The organism is Sphingomonas sp. CFBP 13720 (assembly GCF_014842075.1).
GTDB lineage: Bacteria > Pseudomonadota > Alphaproteobacteria > Sphingomonadales > Sphingomonadaceae > Sphingomonas.
Window position 1 is genome coordinate 19,349 of the sequence record NZ_JACYVA010000011.1, and the last position, 20,155, is coordinate 39,503.

Below are 20,155 nucleotides of genomic sequence, written 5' to 3' on the forward strand. Positions count from 1 at the left end.
GGTGACGAATGAATCCGCAGACCCTCAAGTCCATAACCACCTCTGGCACGAATTGCCCGATTCAGCTTTGGCGCCGCCAGTAGAAGGGTTGCATCGACAGGCGCTGTTTCCAAGCGTTGGACAGTTTGGCCTCGCGGCTGCCCATCTTGTAGCCAGCATATTTGGCAAGGGTACGCACCATCGCCGACGGCAGCAACAGGGGATCATGCCGCATCAAATAGGCCAGTTCAGACCGAATGAACCGCAGCCCCTCGCCTTCGGCGGCACCGAACGTATCGATTAGCCAGCGATTGCGGCCGTGAAAAACGCCGACGTCGAAATAACGGCGAAACTCCTCTACCATCGTGTAGCCATGGCTGTGCTGCACTTCGGCATCGCCGCAATAGGCGATCCGCCAGTCGTCGATCAGCATCCGTCCGGCGACCAGTTGGTCTTCGGCGAAGAACGCATCCTCAGGAAATCCGCCGACTGCAGCAAGGGCGCTCGTCCGATAGGCGGCGAAGGAATCCGAACAGAACACCGTCTTGACGCCGATGCGCTCTCGATCGGCCAGGCTGCGGGTTTCCGATCGTGGCGGATAGTTGGTCAATCGGGCATGGCGTTCAATACCGCGTGCCACCCTTCGCGGTAGCTGCCGGCCATAAGCCATGCCAACTTGCGGATCGGCGAATGCGTCTACCAGTCGAAGAATCGCTTCGTTACCTTGAGGAATGGCGTCCTGCGTCAGCATGACCACGATGTTGCTATCAGGTCGCATTTCGACTGCGCGTTGACGTGTGCCACCATGATTGAACGTGCGCCGGTCGATCCCAACCACCGTCGCGCCAAAGGCGCGGAACGCATTGCAACTTTCATCGGATGATTCCGAATCAACAATTAGGAACTGCTCGGCAGGCAATCCTTGTCGGGCAAGCGCGGGCAATAGGGCGGGCAGATGCGGTCCCGCGTTCAAGGTAGGAATGACGACTGAGATTCGCGCCGGGTCAACTGGCCATTGCGGTGTATGGTACATGGTCACCTGTTCCCGATATCCGATTTATTTAGAAGGCGTTATCATGCCGGATCACGAATATGGTACGAAGAAGGATCCATATATCCTTGCGCATCGACCAGTCGCGCAGATACTCCAGATCCGCTGAGACCCGGTTCGTCAAATCGGTGGCGACCACAGTCGCACCGCGAAAACCGCGGATCTGTGCTAAGCCGGTGACGCCGGGTTTGACAGCGTGACGGTGGCGGTAGCGATCGTCAATGTCCCAATAGAGCAGTTCGGCGGCCTTGGCCGACAAGGCGTGGGGGCGCGGCCCGACCATACTCATGTCGCCCTGCAAGACGTTAATGAGTTGCGGCAGCTCGTCGATGCTGTTGCGACGGATGAAACTACCGACCCGGGTAACCCGGCTGTCGCTGCGGGTGGTCAGTACCGATGCCGATGCGTCGCAACGGTCTTGATACATGCTACGAAATTTCAAGACCATGAACAGCGTGTTGTCGCGTCCAATACGTTGTTGGCGGAACAGGATCGGACCTGGCGATTCGATACGGATCGCGATTGCAACCGCGATCAGGATGGGGGACAGCAAGACCAGCGCGGTCGCCGATGCGACGATGTCGAAGATCCGCTTCACCGTACGGTCGCGCAGGTGCAGCGGCCCCGCCGACACGACGATCGTGCGTGCGCCATTATAGCGGCCGACGCCGATCATGCCGATCCGGTCTACTTCCGGGGCCAGGATCTCCCCGTCGACCGCCATGGATTTAAGCACATGTGCCCAAGGAGCGACGCGGTCGTCGCTGCAGGCGATCAGCACCCGGTCGGCATGTGCTACGCGCTTTGCCAGTTCATTATACTGCAACGGATCATCGGTGCGCGGATCGAAGCCGAACTGACCGGCATCGAGGACGATGTCGCCGGGCTTGGCATCCCACGCAATGCCGTCGACAATCACGACAGTGCTGAACGGTGTGCCCAGACGATTCAGCAGTATTCTGCCGATCACGATTCGCCCTGCGATAAGCAGCGAGATGGCGAAGATTGTACCAGTCCAGAAAACAAGCCGCGAGAATATTGCTCCCACCTTGAAAGAATAGGCAATGATAAGCATAGTGGCAGCGGCAAAAGCGATCGCCCGAATAGACCGAAACGCGCCGATCCGTGGGTCGTGCAGCACTGCCGAACTATAAGATCCGTTGATTGAGGCAACCCAGATGTAGATCGGTAGCAGGACCGAAATCATCGTCATACCATGCGTCGCGTGCCAAGTGCCGATGAACAGGATGTTGGCAAGCAGAAAACTGCTGGCAATCGTGATTGCATCCCATCCTGCCAGTATCGCGTAACATCGGATGCGGCGGCGTTCCATGTTCCCGATCGGCACCGAATCGCTATGTTGATTGCCGATCTGGTCGAAATGATGACGGCTATGCAGGTTCATCTGACAGCTTTCGGGAACAAATTTCTGAAAAAATATCGATAATACGACGTCACTATTGAAACGCAGGCATTAACACGGAATCATGGCACGGGGTCCGGTGCCAGCATCGCGTCAATGGCATTGATCAGTTGCGGCGGGGGGCATGGTCCCCATGTCAACGGATCAACTTGTCGCAGCGTGGTAGCTGGCGTGTAATAGCCATGCGTGGTGGTAACGAGCGGAATGCCGTTCTCGATCGCATAGAGATCGATCAACGACGTCACTTCGAAAAAACTGGCGTTGATGACCAGCCTTGCCCCTGAAACAGCAGGAAAGAACAACGTTTTCGGCAACTGGCTGACATAGATGATGCCGTTGGCCAAGGCGAAGTCGATGGTGGCCGTAAAATAGGCATCGTCGGACCCCTTTCCCCCGGCCAGGATCACTTCGTACCCTCGGTCACGGACGCCCATCGCGCTAAGTGTTTGCAGGGCAGCGAGCTGGTTCTTGCGGAGTTCAATGCGTCCAGGTACCAGCACATAGCGTGGCATGTTAGCCTCTGCCAGCCCGATATACGGCGTTACCGGATGCGGAAGCAACCATGCGCCACGCGCCCGGGTGTCATATCGCGCCTCGATTTCGGCCAACTCGGCCGGCGACGTGACCAGTAATTCGCAACGTTTGATCAAGCGGTCGATCACCCGTCGCCGGCCGATTGCGGCGCGCAGCCGGCCCAGGTCGCGGGTACGGGCCGCCTTGGCTGTGTCCACCAGCGTTTCGTAGCGATCGGGGCTACCGCCGGCGATCCTGCTCAGCAGCCGCTTCGGACCACGCACCCGGTCCAGATATTTCATGACCCCGGCGGCGGGGTGATGAAGTGGATACAACAACGCCCGCCCATCGGGGTGCACCCGATCCAGTGCGCTGGCCGCCTCGAACGGACGATCAATGTTGAACAGGAACAACAGGTCGTCCACTTCGAACGCCTTGGGCAGTTCCGCGACGCCAGCGACCGAGATCGTAGCCCCCGCAGCACGGGCGGCGCGAGCGATCTGATATGCCAAATCAACGTCTCCACCGGGCTTGGTCGCATGGTCAGCCCGCAGCACGAAATAGCAATGCCGATACCGGGCAAGTGTCGCAATATCGAAAGATGCTACCAACGTCCTAATCCCCTGCGACGATATGCCCGCATGACAAGATCGCCGCAGTGGAGCAAGGAATCTGGCGTACGCGATCCCGCGTCGAATGTCGTCTCCGACCGCAAGGCCAAACCGACGCTCGCTCTATCCTGGCGCCACGTATAGCACTAAGGGCAATCAACCGGGTGTGCCATGTACCCACAGACGTCGGAGAAGCAGTTGAACCGTAAAGGAATCATTCTAGCCGGTGGGTCGGGTACGCGCTTGTATCCAATTACGGTCGGCACGTCGAAGCAGCTTCTGCCCGTCTATGACAAACCGATGATCTATTATCCCCTTTCAGTGCTAATGCTGGCAGGGATTAGAGAAATCCTCGTTATCACGACCCCTGACGATCAGGCTGCGTTCAAGCGGCTACTGGGGGATGGTAGTCAATGGGGCATGCAACTCGACTATATCGTCCAGCCCAGCCCCGACGGACTTGCCCAAGCATTTATTCTGGGCGAGGAGTTTCTGAACGGCGGAGCCAGCGCAATGGTGCTGGGCGACAACATCTATTACGGTCATGGCCTGACCGAAAGCTTGGCAGCAGCCAGTGCGCGGGAAAGCGGCGCTACCGTGTTCGGTTATCACGTTAACGATCCGGAACGGTACGGGATTGTAGAATTCGATGCCGCCGGCCGCGCGGTCAGCATCGAGGAAAAGCCTGAACGGCCCAAATCCAACTATGCCGTTACCGGCCTGTATTTCTATGACCATCGCGCCAGTGAGATCGCACGGTCGATCAAGCAGTCGCCACGCGGCGAACTGGAAATAACGTCGATGAATGCGGTCTATCTTGAAGCGGGTACCCTCAACGTGGAATTGCTGGGCCGTGGCTTCGCCTGGCTTGATACGGGCACGTTCGAATCGCTGGCGCAAGCGGGAGAGTTCGTACGGGCGCTGGAACAGCGTCAAGGGTTGAAAGTTGCCTGTCCCGAGGAAATCGCTTTTCGCCAGGGCTGGCTCGACCGCGACGGGCTGCGCGCCGCCGGGCGATCCATGCACAAGAACGCCTATGGCCAGTATCTGCTCGCACTTGCGGGCGAGGGCTGAGACATTCGGCACGAAACGAGCAAGACCATGCATATCATCGTCCTGGGCGGTAACGGCTTTATCGGCAGCCATTTTGTGAAACGTGCCGTCGCCGCGGGGCACCGGGTCACGGTGTTCGACCTGTTGGCGAAGCCACGTCACGATCATGGGATGGCGTTTGACTTCCGCTTGGCCAGCACCGCCGATCTGGCGGCCGACATCGGTCTGTTGCGCGCCGCCGACGTCGTGGTCCACTGCGCGTATTCCACTGTCCCGGCCACGGCCAATGCCAATCCGGCCCGCGATATTACCGACAACCTGATCCCGCTGGTCGCGTTGCTTGATGCGATGTGCGTCGCAGGGTTGCGACGGATCGTGTATCTATCGTCGGGCGGCGCGGTCTATGGCCCGCCGCAGATGGTTCCGATCCTCGAGACGCATCCGCTCGATCCGATCAGCGCATATGGCGTGACCAAGGTCGCGGCTGAGAAATATTTGGGCATGTATGCGGTTAATCGTGGCTTGCGCCCGGCAGTCATACGGCCGGCAAATCCCTATGGCGTGGATCAGGGTAAGGTCGGGCTGCTGGGGGCGGTGACGACCTTCCTCAACCTTCTTGCCGCAGGGGAAGCGGCGACGATGTGGGGCGATGGTTCGATCGTTCGAGATTTCGTACATATCGACGATGTGTCGCGGCTGTTGCTGGCAGCGGCGGAGCAGGATCGACCCGGCATCTATAATTGCGGATCGGGGGTCGGCTGTTCGCTGGCGGCACTGATCGAGACGATCGACCGGATTACCGGCCGGCAACTGATGGTGAAGTATGCGCCGGCGCGCGATTTCGATCCATCCGAAATTGTATTGGACATCAACGCGGCGCATCGCGCATTCGGATGGGAACCATGCGTGTCGCTGGAAGCCGGTATCCGCGATGTCGCGGGCAGTTTGGGGTTGGTTCGATCGGCAGGCGGAAACGGCCGAAGCGCAGGATCGGGTTGATCTGGTTGCGATAATATTGGCGGGTTTCGGTTCCGATCGGGTTGACGATATCTCGCTGCCCGAAGTGATGTAATTTCTACTCGAAAGCACGAACTGGTATTGCCTCCTTTCTGCTAGACGGTGCTCGTGCCCATGAGAACAACCACTCTTCGTGCTTTCGGGTAGAAAATCGCGATGACCCCGACCCCACCCGCCAAGCCTCGCTCCCCCCGGCCCAAAGCGACCCCCCGCCCGGCACACCGCGACCTGTTCCGGCTCGACAGTCCGCTAAACGGCGAGATCCGGGGCGAGCGGTCGTTGATGGCGTTTCCGTTCTTCGCACTGGCCAAGAATGCGTGGATGAAACCGCTTACGTATCAAAGCGATACCGTGTCGATCGAGGTGCGTCCGTCGGCCAGCGGGGTAGCGACGATCTATGACAAGGAGATCGTCCTCTACATCGCCAGCCTGATGGCCGCGAAGATCGAGGCGGGCGAGCAGGTCGCGCAGGATTTTATCTTCACCGCGCACGACCTGTTCAGCGTCACCGGGGCCAACCACTCCGCCCGCTCCTATGCACGGCTGTCGGAGGCGCTGGAGCGGCTGCAGGGGACGCAGATCAAAACCAATATCGAGGCGGGCGGCGAGGGCGAGGAGGGGTTCTTCTCGTGGCTGTCCGAAGCGAAGCTGCATTATACCCGCACGCGCGGCGGCGAACGGCGGCTGAAGGCGGTCAAGGTGCGGCTCTGCGACTGGCTGTTCCGCGCGATCCTGCTCGACCGGCACGTGCTCGACTATGCCATCGCCTATTTCCAGCTCGGGCCGATCGAGCGGCGGATCTACGAGGTCGCGCGTTCGACCTGCGAGGACGACCGGATGGAGATCGACCTCGCCACCTTCCGGCTGCAGGTAGGCTATCAGAACCCGCTCGCCAATTTCCGCGCGGCGCTGCGCCAGATCGCGGCGGTCGACACGATCCCCGATTATCGCATCGAGCTGGTCGAGACCGTGCCGTCGGCGGACGACCCGCCTGCCCCCGCGCGCCGCGGTCGCCCGGTCGCGGCGGTCCAGGTCGTCATCCACCGCCGCCCGCGCGATGCCGCGCCGGAGAATGCCGCGTCGGAGGATGCTGCAGGGCTGCCCGAATCACCTGCCGAATCGGATACCGCCGTCGATCGCGACTGAGCGCGAATTCCTATCCGAAAGCACGAATCCGCCGGGTGAATTCCTACTCGAAAGCACGAATCGACGCGGTATTTCCTATCCGAAAGCACGAACTGGACGGGCGATCGCGCGCGCCATTCGTCGATTTTCGTGCATTCCTACCCGAAAGCACGAACCGGGAACGCTTCCGATGTTGGAAATTACCTGCAACAGTCGCGGGATCGCGCCCGGTCCTGCGGGCGGCAGCGAGGAATGGCCGTGACCCCATAAAGAAACGCCCGGCACGAAGGCCGGGCATCCCGAAGGTTTTGGAACGACGTCGCCAAACGTCGACCCGAGGTCTAACAAGCCTCTTCCAGATACCTCCGAACCCGATCCGGTTCAAGGATGCGCGTTTCGCGCCACGCCCTTTTTTTATCTGGTCCCGGCCCCGATCGAGGGGATGGAAGACGATGAAATATACCCTGGGGGAAGCGGCAGCGATGGCGCTGGCGCAGACGACACGCGCGCGGTCGGCGCGTGGCCGGTCGGGCGCGCCGCATCGCACCGGCGCGCCGGTCCGGCGCGGTAGCATTGAGGCGGGCACGTTCGAGGAGGCGTTCTTCGCGGTGCCGGGCAAGGGCGAGACCGACCGGCTGCTGCGCATGGCGCGCGCTGCGCTCGACGCCGCCCGGCAGCTGCGACAGGTCGAGCGCAGCGGCGCGCGCGCGCTGACCGCCGCCGAACGCCGGCTGACCGTGCTGACCGCAGGCGCGGTGCGCGTCTATGAGGAGATCTGCACGCTGGCGCGGCTGAACCGCGGGCAGGTGTTCCCGAGCTACGATCATCTGGCGCGTGCGACCGCGCTCGGTCGCGCGACCGTGGCACGCGCGCTGCGCGCGCTGGAGGCGGCGGGATTTCTGGTGCGGCAACGCCGCTTCCGCCGGGTCGAGGCGGGGGAAGCGGACGGGGGGCCGCGCTACAAGCAGACGTCGAACGTCTATCGCCCGACGCTGCCGGGCCAGTTGCTGGCGCTGCTCCCGCGTTGGCTGTGTCCTGCCCCGCCCCCGGCCGACACGCTGCACCACCGCGCCGAGGATGCCCGACAGGTCGCGACGATGCGTGCCGGCCTCAGCTGTCGCGAACTGGCCGAGACGATGGTCGGCGGCGCACTCGGCCGCGTGCTCGCCCGGATCGGTGCACGGATTGATGCCACATCGTGCGAGTCTCATGACGATCCGCAACCGCTCTCCCACCCTTTTTGAAAGAAAGAATGACGGTGTTGGCCAAAGCCAACAACAGATCGGAAAGAATACTCTCGATGTGACGACAACCGAAACGGACGAGCAACCTGCCGTGCAGGACGAGCCGGCTGACGCCGGCCCGATGCTCTCCGACGAGAGCAAGCGCAACCGACGCCGGCCGCCGCCACGATTGTGCTGGGGGGTAGGTGGAAGGCCGATGTGCTGGGATGTCATGTACGGAGCGAAATCGGGCAATACGTCCCGTTCGGCCACCATCTCGACAATCCCGCTCGAACCGGCATACTCCCCAAATGACCTTCGTTGTTCACATCGCGGCCGTCGGACGATTTAATCGCCCGGCCTGATACGTCAGGTCGGGTCCGTCTGGGTGAACCGGTGCCGCAGGCATCTTCAGTTTAACGCGCGATTGTCACCCGGCGGAAAAGCCGGCGGGCAACGCGTTTCTGCAAGAAGGGCGATAGCGGTGACGCTACCTGCACTCATTCAACGCTACCTCGATGCGTATAATCGCAAGGACGTTGCCGCACTGGTGGCATGCGTTGCCGATGATATTATATTCGAGAACGTCTCCAATGCGGGGCAGAGTACGAAGATCGAAGGCCGCGCCGCCTTCGCCGAACTCGCCGGACGAGCGGCCACGATGTTCACCATTCGCTGCCAAACCGTCCGGAACGCGGTTGTCGATGGCGATCGTGTCGCCCTCGAGGTGGATTGGACCGGCACCCCGGCCATCGATCTCGGGCCGATGAAGGCCGGCGAGCAGGTCGCCCTGCGTGTCGTGTCGTTCATGACGATTACGGGCGGAAAGCTGACGCGGATCGTGGATTTGAGCTGATCCGCGACCATCGGCGCGTACCGCATACGCCCCGACATTCGCCTACCTGTCCCCGACACTAGAACAGCTTGCGGACGCCGAGGCGGATCGAGCGGCCGATCGGGTCGAGATAGGCCGACTGGAACCGGTTGGGCGTGGCGCCGGTGCGGTCGCGTACGTCGATCCGGTCGTTGAGCAGGTTTTCGACGGTCAGCTGCATCGACATCTTCCGGGTCCATGGCGCAGGCACGATGCGCGCGATGTCGAACGAACTGTACAGGACCAGCCATGTGCGACCGGTGAAGCGCAGGTCGGACGCCGGCAGATCGCTGCGGATACGCGTCGCGCCCTGCAACCGTCCGAACATGCCGATATTCACCGGGCCGTACGACCCCGACATATTGCCCTCGACCTCCCATCGCGGCCGCCCGCCGGTGCCGTCCAGCGTCGCGCCGTCGAGCAGGTCGAGCGGGGCCAGCCCCGGCGCCAGCACGATCCGGTCCTCGAGGCGGTAGGTCGCGGTCAGGTTGGCGAAGAGGCTGGGTCGCGGTTTCGGGGGTGCGGGCGGGGGCGCGGTGGCGGAAGCGACGCCCGTCGCCTTGGGCGGTGGCGGCGGCGCGGGGCCGAGCTGCGTCCACAGATTCACCCCCATGCGCAGCTTGCGTTCGCGTTCGGCGGCGATGTTGACCGTGCGCAGGTCGACCGCGATGAGCCGCCCGGCGGCATCGCGCACGAACCGGTCGGGGAACACCGACTGGAACGCGGCGGTCGCGCTGCCCGGCGTACCGGTCTGGTCGGTGATATCGGTCGTGAGATAGTCGAGATTGACGCGGAATTCCTTGTCCCGGATCGGCTTGAACGCCGCGCCGATCGTCGACACCCGCCGCCGTTCGGGCGTCAACGCCGGATTGCCGCCGAACACGCTGGTCACCGGCACGCTGGTCCCCGTCGTGAAATCGAAGAAGGGCGTGTTGGGAACGACGAGCGTCGGCGCGGACAACAGCGCGATCGCGGGCGGCGACTGCGTTTCGTTGACCGATGCGTTGAGCTGCACGCCCGTTAGCGGGGTCCAGGTCAGGCCATAGGCATGAGTCGTCAGCCGGCCATAGCGCGACACGTCGGACACGCCGATCATCGCGTTGGCCGATACCTGCCCCAGAAACGACAGCACGTCGCGATCGGCGGCGGCGATCGGCAGGTCGGCGTTGATGCTGGCCCCCATGACGGTGCGTTCCAGCATCAGCGCCGGGTCGACCGTGCCGGACTGGCTGCCGCGACTGGTCGACCGGGCATAGTCCGCCGACACCGTTACCAGCGCCGCGCCCGCCGGAAGGTTCAGCAGCGGTCCGTTGACGACGCCCTTTGCCCCCGTCGTCTGCGTGACGGTCCGGCTTTGCTGGACGGTGCGCAGCTGTGCGGTCGCCGGATCGATCGCCGCCAGCGGATCGCCGCCGGCCGCGACTGACGCCTGCAACGCGTCGAGCGGCACGCCGTTTTCGGAAAAGGCGAAACCGCGCACGCGGTCATGCGTGCCGGTGACGTTCCATGCCCAGCGGCGGACGCTCCCCTGCAGCGTGCCGCCCGCATGCAGGTTCAGGCTGTTGCCGCGCTGGCGCAGCACGCTGTCGGGCAGATAGCGGTTCACCCGCACGTCGTCGGCGAACGGTAGCACCCCGCCGGTCGGCACGTCGAGCGCGACGGGGGCAAGGCCGCTGAACCCGGCGGTACGCTGCGCCTCCATCTTCAGGTTGAGCGATCCGTCGATCGTCGCGCCGATCGGCGACGCGATCGACCCGTCCACCCGCACCATGTCGTTGCGCGGGACCAGCGAACGATAACGCCCGATATCGGTGACCGTCGGTGCGGCGGCATAGGCCGACAGCAGGCCGCGCGCGGCGGGATCGGCGGGCACCGCCGCGATCGCGACCGCGCGGCCGGCGATCGCGTCGAGCGCAGGGTCGATGCTGCCGCCGTTCGCGGCGGTGACGTTCCCGCCGATCGAGAACGGGGTGTCCGGATCGGGCCGCAGTCCGCGCTGGCTCTGCAGGACCGGATTCTGCCGGAAATAAGCGACGCTGAGCGAGGTCCGCCGGCCGTCGTCGATCTGTGTCGTCGTCGCTTCGGTATAGTTGGTCGCACCGCCGCCTTCGGTGGTCGTGCCCGCCAGTTGCTGCGTGGACAGCGCGCGGAAATGCCTGGGCGTGATGAAGTTCGTCACCCGCACGGTCGGTGGAAAGCCGAACCGCGCCGCCTCGCGCTCGGGCAGCACCTCGACCCGCTCGATCGCTTCGGGCGGCAGCGTCGCGATTTCGTCGAAGCCCGACAGCCGCCGGCCGTTGAGCAGGAAGACGGGATCGCTGCCGCTGGCGGAGGTGACGAGGCCCTTGATCCGGCTGAGAAGTTCGGTGAGGTTCGTCGCGCCCAGCGTCGCGATCGTATTGCGGTCGAGCACCGCCAGCGGATCGACCTCGCCGATCGCGGAGCCGCGGACGCGCTGGCCGGTCACGACGATCTCCGACCCCGTCGTCTCGTCGGCTTCCTGTTCGGCCGGCGCGGCGGTCGGCGACGCCGGTGCTTCCTGCGCCAGCGCCGTGGCGGGCAGGCACAGCGCCCCGGCCTGCAATGCCAGATGGCGGTATCGCCGCGAACGCTGTCCTGTCATTCCCGGAACCTCCCGAACCCCGCGTCACGCGTGGCGGCCCGTGTGGTTCAAGGGGGAAAAGACGGTGTAAATGCGGCGCGGCGGTGTTTGAATCCGCCTGGCGTCCTCGTCCGGGGATCGTCGGTCCGGTACCGGCCGCGACGCGACGCCCATTGGCCTGGTCGCGCTACCCGGGTGGCGCGTGACCCGGGGCGGTGCGGCAGCGATATTGACATGACCGCCATCATGCCGCTTTCGCGGATACAATATGGGGCCATTGCCCCGCCGCACCGGAGCCTGTCCATGAAGCAACTCGTCGCGTTCGACCTCGACGGCACTCTCGCCGAAAGCAAGCAGCCGCTGGGCGAACCGATGGGCGAGGCACTGGCCGACCTGCTGGACGTGGCGCATGTCGCGGTGATCTCGGGCGGGGACTGGCCGCAATTCGATCGCCAGGTCGCGAGCCGCCTGCCCGCGCGCGCGGATCGCAGCCGGTTGTGGCTGATGCCGACGACGGGGACCAAGCTCTATACGTTCCGCGACGGCGAGTGGCATGCGGTCTATGCCGAACTGTTCGACGATGCGACCAAGGCGAACATCCTGACCGCGTTCGACGCGTCGCTGGAAGCGACCGGCTTCGTCCCCGAACAGACATGGGGTGAACGGATCGAGGATCGCGGCAGCCAGATCACCTTCTCCGCGCTGGGCCAGCAGGCCCCGATCGACGCCAAGGAACATTGGGACCCCAAATTCGAGAAGCGCCGCATTATCCAGGCCGATCTGAAGGAACGCCTGCCCGGCCTGTCGATCAACATGGGTGGCGCGACGTCGATCGATATCACCCGCGAAGGCGTCGACAAGGCGTATGGTCTGCGCCGGCTGAACGGCGAAAGCGGCATCGCGATCGACGACATGATGTTCATCGGCGATGCGATCTTCCCCGGCGGCAACGATTATCCGGCGAAGGAGATGGGCATGGACACGGTCCGCGTCCGCGACCCGCAGGAAACGCTGGCCGTGATCGCGGCGATCGTGGCGTGTCTGGGGTGAGGGAATTGTAGAGGTGTCGATATGTCGATATGTCGACACTTCGACACCTGTTGTGGGCAGCGGCTTCACCGGCTTTCTTTGACGCGCACGGGCAGAGCGCTGTGTCCTATTACGCCCGTTCCTTGCGAGCAGCCGGCTGCCCGTCGTTCCCGCAAGGCGCGTCGCCGTTTCCGTCCTCCTGAATCGTTCACACCGATGGACAGCAGCGGCAAAACGAGCTTGGACGATTGATGGCAGGATAGCGCTCGTGAGGCGCATTGTATTACGTATGGCGGACGGGCGTCGCTTGCCGGAGCAATGCGGCAGGCTCGACGCGCGCACATACGGACTACCCGATATGTCATGGACGATCGCCCTCACGACCCTTGCGCAGTTCGTATCGCCTGCTCCCGTGCCGGTGGCGCGCGCGGGAGACTGGATCGGTACGCTGACCCTGCCCTCGGGCGCGACGTTGCGCGTCGCGGTGCATGTCCGGGTCGACGATGGCGGCGTGCTGCGCGGCAGCTATGACAGCCTTGACCAGCGAATATGGGGTATGCCGCTCGATACCGTCGCGATGACGGCGACGACGCTCGACTTCACCGTACCGGGCAACGGCGCACGCTATGCCGGACGACGCGAACCAGGCGCGCGTCACTGGACGGGAGTCTGGACGCAGGGCGGCACCGCGTTCCCGCTGGTGCTGGCCGAGGGTGGCCCCCCGCCCCGCCCGGCCGTCGCAGCGGACGCATGGACGCCGCCGTCGGATGCCGGGATCGGCGAGATCCTCGACTACCGTATCGCGCAGCGGCCGGGCGAGGCGATCGTCGTCGGCGTGATCGATGCGCAGGGCCGGCGCATCGTCGCGCGTGGTGCCGCGCGGCCCGATACGCTGTTCGAGATCGGTTCGATCACCAAGGTCTTTACTGGACTGTTGCTGACCGACATGGCGGCGCGCGGTGAACTCGCGCTGGACGATCCCGCCGCGAATTATCTACCGGTGGGCTGGACGTTGCCGGTACGCGGTCGACCGATCACGCTGCTCGACCTTGCGACGCATCGATCGGGGCTGCCGCGGGTGCCGCTCAACCTGCCCTTCGCCGACGAAGGCAATCCCTATGCCGATTATACGCCGGCGTTGATGCGCGATTTCCTGAAGACATGGGTGCCGGAGCGCGAACCGGGTGCGGCCTATGCATATTCGAACCTCGGCGTCGCGCTGCTCGGGCAGATCCTCGCAAACCGCGCGGGCACCGATTACGCGACGCTGGTGCGGCGTCGCATTACCGGCCCGCTGCACATGATCGATACCGACATGCGCCGGGCGGGCGGGGATATGCGGCGTCAGGCGATCCCGCATGATGAATTCCTCCGGCCCGTCGCGCCATGGGAAGGCGGGGTGATGGTCGCGGCGGGCGGGCTGCGCTCCGATGCGGGCGACATGCTCGCCTTTCTCGCCGCGCATCTCGGCTTCACGCCGTCGCCGCTCAAGCCGGCCATGGACCGCATGCGGATCGTTCGCGCTGAAACCGACGGGCCGGAAACCGCGATCGGCATCGGGTGGATGGTCACGAAGACGCGGGTCGGAGACGTCGTCCAGCATGGCGGCGCGACCGGCGGCTATCTGGCGAGCATCGCGTTCGACCCGGTGCGGGGGCGCGGCGTGGTGGTGCTGGCGAATGCGATGACGCAGCCCGGCGTCGACGATATCGCGCTGCACCTGCTGACCGGTTCGGCGATCGACGCCACGCCGCCGCCGCCGGCACCGCCCCCCGTCCGCGCCGTCATCGCGCTGTCGCCCGTGATGCTGGACCGGTTCGTCGGGCGCTACCGGCTTGCGCCCGATCAGGTCATTACGGTGTTCCGGGCGAAGGACCGGTTGATGATCCAGCTGATCGGGCAGCAGGCGCTGCCGATCTATCCCGCAGGACCGTATGATTTCTTTGCGAAGATCGTGGCGGCGGATCTGACGTTCCGCGAAACCGCCGGACGGATCGACGGCGTGACGCTGCGTCAGGACGGCGAGGAAAAGATCGCGCCGCGCATCACAGGGTCATAGGGACGCTCGACGCTTCGACATGTTGCCATGTCGCCATGTCGACATGTATGGACGTTGTCATGCCGACCATCGCGATCATCAGTCAGAAGGGCGGCGCGGGCAAGACCACGCTCGCGCTGCACCTTGCCGCCGCCGCGCAGGAAGCGGGCGCGGTGTCCCTCGTCATCGATACCGATCCGCAGGCGACCGCCAGCCAGTGGGCGGCATGGCGTGGCGACCTGCCCCCAGAAGTGATCGACAGCCCCCCGCCCCGCCTTGCCGCCAAGGTCGCGCAGGCGACGGCACAGGGCGCGAAGGTGATCGTGATCGACACGCCGCCGCATGCCGACAGCGCGGCGCGCGCCGCGGTCGAGGTCGCCGATCTGGTGCTGATCCCGTGCCGGCCGAGCGCGTTCGACCTGTCGGCGATCCAGACCACCGCCAAGCTGGTGCAGCTGCTGCGCAAGCCCGCGTTCGTCGTGTTCACCGCCGGCCCGCCCAACGCGCCGCGTATCTATCAGGAAGCCGGCGAACTGGTCGAAGGCTATGGCACGCCCCCCTGCCCCGTGCTGCTGCCCGACCGGGCGGCGTATCGCCACGCCAGCGCCGAGGGCCAGTCGGTGATGGAGTTCGAGCCGACGGGCAAGGCGGCCAAAGAAGTCCGTGATATCTACAAGTGGACATGTCGACAGCTAGACATGTCGACACCCAGTTTCCGACGAAAGGCATTGACATGAGCCGCAAGCCCAGCTTCGCCAATCTGCGCGACCGCGCCGCGCCGGTCGCCGCGCCCGCCCCGGCTCCCGCTCCAGCCCCATCGCCCGCCGATGCGGGCAGGGGGCCGGCGAGCCGTCAGGGCCGCAAGCAGATCGCCGGTTTCTTCAGCCCTGAAATGTCGCTGGCGATGCACATGCTCGCCCGTCGTCAGAATCGTAGCCTTCAGGCGTTGATGGCCGAGGCGTTCAACGACGTGCTGCGCAAACATGGCGAAAGCCCGATCGGCGATTGAGCGGGCGGCGGCGACCGATAACATCGTCGGTCATGGGCGCTGTGCGACCGGCGGGATGGTCTAGGGCGGCCGGGCAGGGCGATCAACGGTAACGCTGTGATTTCGCATCGTTTCCAAAATGCCGACGTGTCTACATAACGACATGTCGACACGCATTCTCGTGGATCGTCCAAATGGTGGATAGCGTTTACCAAGCGCGAAGGGTGGCTGGATAATAGGCTGATTAGAAACGATATAACTGGCAAAATATGGTCGTGCAGAATTTGCTGCGGATACTTCTACGGTGACATTTGCTGCCGGATTGGTAGAACGGCGCTATGGATATCTCTCGTGAAATGCTGGCTTATGCGATCATCGCGATCGTGGCGATCGTAACCGTACCGTGGCTTGTGATCCTGTTACGCCGCCGCCACAGGGACAAGCTGCGCCGCCGCGGCATTAAGCGCTACGGGCACTGATCTGTGTCGTGACCATCCCCGGACCGGGTCCGGGGATGGCCGGTATTGTTAGCGCGGCAGTGCGTCGATGAACGCTTGGACCGGACCCTTCAGCTCCTCGCGCGCAAGGCCCAGGGCGATGTTAGCGGTCAGCCAGCCTGCCTTGTCGCCGCAATCGTAACGCTGCCCGTCGAAGGTGAAGCCGTGGAACGGCTGCGTGCCGATCAGCTTGGCCATCGCGTCGGTCAGCTGGATCTCGCCGCCCGCACCCGGTTCCTGCTGGTCGAGGATCTTCATGATTTCGGGCTGCAGGATGTAGCGGCCCGGGATCATCAGGTTCGACGGCGCCTTGCCCTTGGGCTTTTCGACCAGTCCGACCACCTCGGTCAGCTTGCCGTCGATCTTGCCGGGCGAGATGATGCCGTATTTGTCGGTTTCGCTGTCGGGTACTTCGAACGCGCCGATGACGTTGCCGCCGACCTTTTCATAGGCGCCGACCATCTGCTTCAGGAAGCCGCCGACCATCAGCTCGTCGGGCAGCAGCACCGCGAACGGCTCGTCACCGACGATCTCGCGCGCGCACCATACCGCATGGCCGAGGCCCAGCGGCTCCTGCTGACGGACATAGACCGGTGAGCCGGGCTTCTGGCGGATGCTTTCGATCACCGACAGCGACTTGCCGCGCGCCTTCATCGTCGCTTCCAGCTCGTAGGAAATGTCGAAATGATCCTCGAGCGCACCCTTGCCGCGGCCGGTGACGAAGATGATCTGTTCGATCCCCGCTTCCAGCGCTTCTTCGACCGCATATTGGATCAGCGGCTTGTCGACGACGGTCAGCATTTCCTTCGGCATCGACTTGGTCGCGGGCAGGAAGCGCGTGCCGAGGCCGGCGACCGGAAAGACGGCCTTGCGAACGGGTTTGGACGACATGGGAACTCCCTTGGTTCGACTGCCGCTGCGATGCGGCAATTCTTGAGACGCGGTAATGCAAAGAAGCCGCAATGTGTCAAATTACGATGACGATCGAACGTCATCGGCAGGCAGTGACAGGATTTTTCCGATCGATGCGACGACAGCGACACGTCGAGCATTCTACGTGTCGACATGTAGGATTTATCGGACGGGGAGGGTGAAACCCCTTTTGTTCCCGTGCGATCTGGCCCAGAATCAACGGCGTAATGCCGATCCGTCCCGAACATGTCTTTCTGTATCCGATCGACTGGCCGCAATTGTCGCGCTTCGTGCGGTTCGTGCGGGCAGGGGGGCGGTGCGAACATTGTCGGCGGCCGCACGGGCGGCGGGTGTTCCATCTGGGGGACGGGCGGTGGTGGGACGGCGAGGCACGCTGCTGGCGCAACGGACGCGGCCGGCGGGTGCGGCGACCGGTGGAGAACCTGTTCGAACATGGCCGCTGGACCGCGGTGGTGCTGGCCTGCGCGCATCTGGATCACGATCCGGGTGAGAATGCGCTGCACCGTCTGGCGGCGCTGTGCCAGCGGTGCCACATCCTGCACGACGGTCCCGAACATCGCCGCCGCCGGTGGATGAACGCGCATTGCCGCCGCGCGCTGGGCGACCTGTTCCTGGGGCCGTATCCGATGCGGGGAGCCGACTGGATCACACCGGTATGGGTTGGGGGAAGGGCGTGCCGCGTGGCACCTCTGAACGCGCGGTAACCATATGGACTAACCGGAAATTTCCGCCTGATGACCATAACCTGGGCCGGCCGTGCACCCGCGCGGACGCAAGACGGACCCAGCATGACCAGTATCACGGCGAACCCGGGCGTCGCGCTCGACATGTATGAAACGGCGATCGCCAGCTATCTGATACCCGAGCTGGCAGTAACCGGCACGGACCGGATTGAGCTGACGTTCGACAACGGCTTTCGTGACGTGATCGCCGTGGACGGGCTGCGCGTTGCAACCGATGGGTCGATCACGGGCGGCACGGTCACCAGCATCGTCGAGTATCGCGACGGTGTTTCGGCGTTCGCTGTCGAGGGTCTGGCGGTGCCGGTCGCCGATCTGCTGACGTGGATCGAAGAAGGCGATTATACAGGGATCTTCGCGCAGTTGTTCCACGGCGCGACCACGCTGACCGGATTCGATCTCGACGACCGGCTCTACAGCTTCGATGGCAACGATACGATCCGGGCTGGTGCAGGCGATGACGAGATCGACGCCGGTGGTGGGATCAACGTGGTCGACGGCGGGGCAGGGGACGATGTGCTGATCCTGCCGGGCGATGCCGGGGACTACAGCCTGTTGCAAGGAGCGGACGCGCTGTTTCTCGTTTCCGCGCATGGCCGCTATCGTGTCGGCGGCGTCGAAAGTTTCTGGTTTGACGACAGCGACGTGACGCAGGCGGAACTTCCCGCCGTCACCACCGCGTTCGATGCCATGCGTTATGTTGCAAGCTATGGGGATCTGGTCGCGGCCCTTGGCAATGATGTGGGCGCGGCGGCGGCGCATTTCGTGAACCATGGCTTTGCGGAGGGACGCGATCCGCTGGCGTTCGATGCGCTGGCCTATATTGCCGCCCATGGCGATCTGCGCGCTGCGTTCGGCACCGATACGGCAGCGGCGACGCAGCATTATATCGGATGGGGCGAGGGCGAGGGGCGCAGCGCCCGGTTCGACGCGCTGTCCTATATTGCGAGCTATGCGGACCTGCGCGCGGCGCTGGGTGCCAATGCAGGGGCAGGGGCGGCGCACTATATCCGCTTCGGTGCCGCCGAAGGGCGCAGCGCCGGCTTCGACATCATCGGCTATCTGGCGTCCAATCCCGATCTGATCGCACGGTTCGGAGCCGATCGCGCCGACGCGACCGCGCATTACATCACTAGCGGTGCGGTAGGCGGACTGCGAACCGATGGCTTCGACGGTTACGGCTATCTGGCCAATTATTCCGATCTGCGAGCCGCGTTCGGTAAGGATATAACGGGGGCGATGCGCCATTTCGTCGATGTCGGTTTCGCAGAAGGGCGCAGTGACGATTTCAATGGTCTCGAATATATCGCGTCGCACTCGGACCTGATCGCCGCTTTTGGTACCGATGCCGCTGCAGGTACCAGGCATTTCGCATTATATGGCGCGGGCGAGGGGCGTGGGATTACGTTCGATGCGCTGGCGTATGCAAGCAGCCATCCCGAGCTTGCGACCGCCTATGGTGACGATGCCGATCTGTGGGCGCTGCATTACATCGACACGGTACGCACTGCGGCGGCAGGCGACTGGATGTAGCGGTCACGTCCCCGGCGTGCGGCAAGGGATCGTGCGCCGGGCCGGTCACTCCGTGGCGGGCAACAGCCGGCGCAGGCCGGGCGGTGTCGCGCCCTGAAGCGACAGATGGCGCAGCGGGTCCGAGGGGTCGGCACGCAGCGCGACCAGACGGATGTCGGCAGCAACCGCGCTGTGGAAGACGCAGCTTAGAAACACGCTGTCGGTCCATACCGCGTTGAGAACGCTGGCCATATCCTTCGACAATTGCGCGACCAGATATTCGCATCCGTCGATGATCAGGATCAGCCCCAGCCCCGGCCAGCGCGATCCGACCAGTTCGGTGGACTCGCGGTTGAACGGCATGCCCGGCTCGGCGTAGCGTTCCTCATAGGCGATACCGGCAACGGTCACGCCACGCGTCCGGGCGGCGTCCACCTCCGGGCGCAACAGGTCGTAGATCTGCGGGAAAAAGTCGAACAGAACGATTTCGTCGGCACGGTTCAGCATGTCGCGGGCGCGTTCGATCACCTGCGGCGCGCTGTGGATCGAATAGACGCGCTCGTCGCTGGAGGGCTCATGGACGCGTTCCAGCGCATCCAGCGCGCCGGTCGAACGCCGGTCGAACGCCGTACGCAGCAGCCCCAGCAACTGACGCGGCGGCAGCGGACTGTAGGTTCGTTTTTCGCTAGCATCGTCGCTGACGAGCACGGCCCCTTTCTGGGTCAGCGTCGCCAGCCCCTGATAGACGTTGGCCGGAGCCTTTCCCACCAGCTGTGACAGGCGGTATCCTGACGCCGGACCATGACGCAGCAATTCGCAATAGATCCGCGATTCCAGATCCGTAAATCCGAGGCTGGTGAGTGCGCCTTCGGGTGCGATCGGTTCCAATTTCATATCTCCGGTTCGTACCGCAGCTGCGGATTAACAGCTCAGCCCATAGCAGGCCG

18 protein-coding genes are annotated in these 20,155 nt (G+C 63.9%); 12 read left to right on the forward strand and 6 right to left on the reverse strand.

The window, feature by feature from the left end; all coding sequences use genetic code 11:
- Positions 1 to 61 precede the first annotated feature (61 nt).
- The 3 genes from IFT55_RS16055 to IFT55_RS16065 form a co-directional block, all read right to left on the reverse strand.
- Positions 62 to 1,012: a glycosyltransferase gene (locus IFT55_RS16055; protein ID WP_192093386.1), complete on the reverse strand. Its 951-nt coding sequence runs from the start codon at positions 1,010 to 1,012 to the stop codon at positions 62 to 64.
- 28 nt (positions 1,013 to 1,040) lie between these two features.
- Positions 1,041 to 2,435, reverse strand: a complete 1,395-nt coding sequence (locus IFT55_RS16060; protein ID WP_192093365.1) for a sugar transferase — start codon at positions 2,433 to 2,435, stop codon at positions 1,041 to 1,043.
- Between the two features lie 80 nt (positions 2,436 to 2,515).
- Positions 2,516 to 3,478, reverse strand: a complete 963-nt coding sequence (locus tag IFT55_RS16065; RefSeq protein WP_192093366.1) for a hypothetical protein — start codon at positions 3,476 to 3,478, stop codon at positions 2,516 to 2,518.
- 270 nt (positions 3,479 to 3,748) lie between these two features.
- Here IFT55_RS16065 and rfbA point away from each other — a divergent pair, with 270 nt between their 5' ends.
- The 5 genes from rfbA (at position 3,749) to IFT55_RS16090 (ending at position 8,851) form a co-directional block, all read left to right on the forward strand.
- The gene (gene rfbA, locus IFT55_RS16070) at positions 3,749 to 4,651 is read left to right on the forward strand and encodes a glucose-1-phosphate thymidylyltransferase RfbA (RefSeq protein ID WP_192093367.1); all 903 of its coding nucleotides are present in this window, start codon (positions 3,749 to 3,751) and stop codon (positions 4,649 to 4,651) included.
- Positions 4,652 to 4,678: 27 nt separating this feature from the next.
- A complete protein-coding gene (locus IFT55_RS16075; RefSeq protein ID WP_192093368.1) occupies positions 4,679 to 5,629 on the forward strand; it encodes an NAD-dependent epimerase/dehydratase family protein in 951 nt (316 codons plus the stop codon).
- Between the two features lie 174 nt (positions 5,630 to 5,803).
- On the forward strand, positions 5,804 to 6,793 hold the full coding sequence (locus tag IFT55_RS16080) for a replication initiator protein A (RefSeq protein ID WP_192093369.1): 990 nt from the start codon (positions 5,804 to 5,806) through the stop codon (positions 6,791 to 6,793).
- A 431-nt stretch (positions 6,794 to 7,224) separates the two neighbouring features.
- Positions 7,225 to 8,016 (forward strand): helix-turn-helix domain-containing protein, encoded by a 792-nt coding sequence (locus tag IFT55_RS16085; protein WP_192093370.1) that lies wholly within the window; start codon positions 7,225 to 7,227, stop codon positions 8,014 to 8,016.
- Positions 8,017 to 8,479: 463 nt separating this feature from the next.
- A complete protein-coding gene (locus IFT55_RS16090) occupies positions 8,480 to 8,851 on the forward strand; it encodes a nuclear transport factor 2 family protein (protein ID WP_192093371.1) in 372 nt (123 codons plus the stop codon).
- Positions 8,852 to 8,909: 58 nt separating this feature from the next.
- On the opposite strand, the gene IFT55_RS16095 is transcribed toward IFT55_RS16090, so the two are convergent.
- The gene (locus IFT55_RS16095; RefSeq protein ID WP_249403883.1) at positions 8,910 to 11,492 is read right to left on the reverse strand and encodes a TonB-dependent receptor; all 2,583 of its coding nucleotides are present in this window, start codon (positions 11,490 to 11,492) and stop codon (positions 8,910 to 8,912) included.
- 282 nt (positions 11,493 to 11,774) lie between these two features.
- Between IFT55_RS16095 and IFT55_RS16100 the strand changes: the two genes are divergently transcribed.
- The 5 genes from IFT55_RS16100 (at position 11,775) to IFT55_RS16120 (ending at position 16,005) form a co-directional block, all read left to right on the forward strand.
- Positions 11,775 to 12,521, forward strand: a complete 747-nt coding sequence (locus IFT55_RS16100) for an HAD-IIB family hydrolase (protein WP_192093372.1) — start codon at positions 11,775 to 11,777, stop codon at positions 12,519 to 12,521.
- Positions 12,522 to 12,858: 337 nt separating this feature from the next.
- On the forward strand, positions 12,859 to 14,559 hold the full coding sequence (locus IFT55_RS16105; protein WP_192093373.1) for a serine hydrolase: 1,701 nt from the start codon (positions 12,859 to 12,861) through the stop codon (positions 14,557 to 14,559).
- 59 nt (positions 14,560 to 14,618) lie between these two features.
- Entirely contained in the window at positions 14,619 to 15,275 is a 657-nt protein-coding gene (parA, locus tag IFT55_RS16110) for a ParA family partition ATPase (protein ID WP_192093374.1), read from the forward strand.
- Complete coding sequence (locus IFT55_RS16115) at positions 15,272 to 15,547, forward strand: ribbon-helix-helix domain-containing protein (RefSeq protein WP_192093375.1); 276 nt, start codon at positions 15,272 to 15,274, stop codon at positions 15,545 to 15,547. The genes parA and IFT55_RS16115 overlap by 4 nt, the downstream gene beginning before the upstream one ends.
- A gap of 317 nt (positions 15,548 to 15,864) precedes the next feature.
- The gene (locus IFT55_RS16120; protein ID WP_192093376.1) at positions 15,865 to 16,005 is read left to right on the forward strand and encodes a hypothetical protein; all 141 of its coding nucleotides are present in this window, start codon (positions 15,865 to 15,867) and stop codon (positions 16,003 to 16,005) included.
- A 48-nt stretch (positions 16,006 to 16,053) separates the two neighbouring features.
- Here the strand turns inward: IFT55_RS16120 and galU are convergent, their stop codons facing one another.
- Positions 16,054 to 16,914: a UTP--glucose-1-phosphate uridylyltransferase GalU gene (galU, locus tag IFT55_RS16125; protein WP_192093377.1), complete on the reverse strand. Its 861-nt coding sequence runs from the start codon at positions 16,912 to 16,914 to the stop codon at positions 16,054 to 16,056.
- A 248-nt stretch (positions 16,915 to 17,162) separates the two neighbouring features.
- Here galU and IFT55_RS16130 point away from each other — a divergent pair, with 248 nt between their 5' ends.
- Together IFT55_RS16130 and IFT55_RS16135 are read left to right on the forward strand one after the other, a co-directional pair.
- Complete coding sequence (locus IFT55_RS16130) at positions 17,163 to 17,660, forward strand: hypothetical protein (RefSeq protein ID WP_249403884.1); 498 nt, start codon at positions 17,163 to 17,165, stop codon at positions 17,658 to 17,660.
- A gap of 84 nt (positions 17,661 to 17,744) precedes the next feature.
- A complete protein-coding gene (locus IFT55_RS16135) occupies positions 17,745 to 19,229 on the forward strand; it encodes a calcium-binding protein (RefSeq protein ID WP_192093378.1) in 1,485 nt (494 codons plus the stop codon).
- A 45-nt stretch (positions 19,230 to 19,274) separates the two neighbouring features.
- Here the strand turns inward: IFT55_RS16135 and IFT55_RS16140 are convergent, their stop codons facing one another.
- Positions 19,275 to 20,102, reverse strand: coding sequence for a TrmB family transcriptional regulator (locus tag IFT55_RS16140; protein ID WP_192093379.1), 828 nt, complete (start codon positions 20,100 to 20,102; stop codon positions 19,275 to 19,277).
- Positions 20,103 to 20,155: the final 53 nt, after the last annotated feature.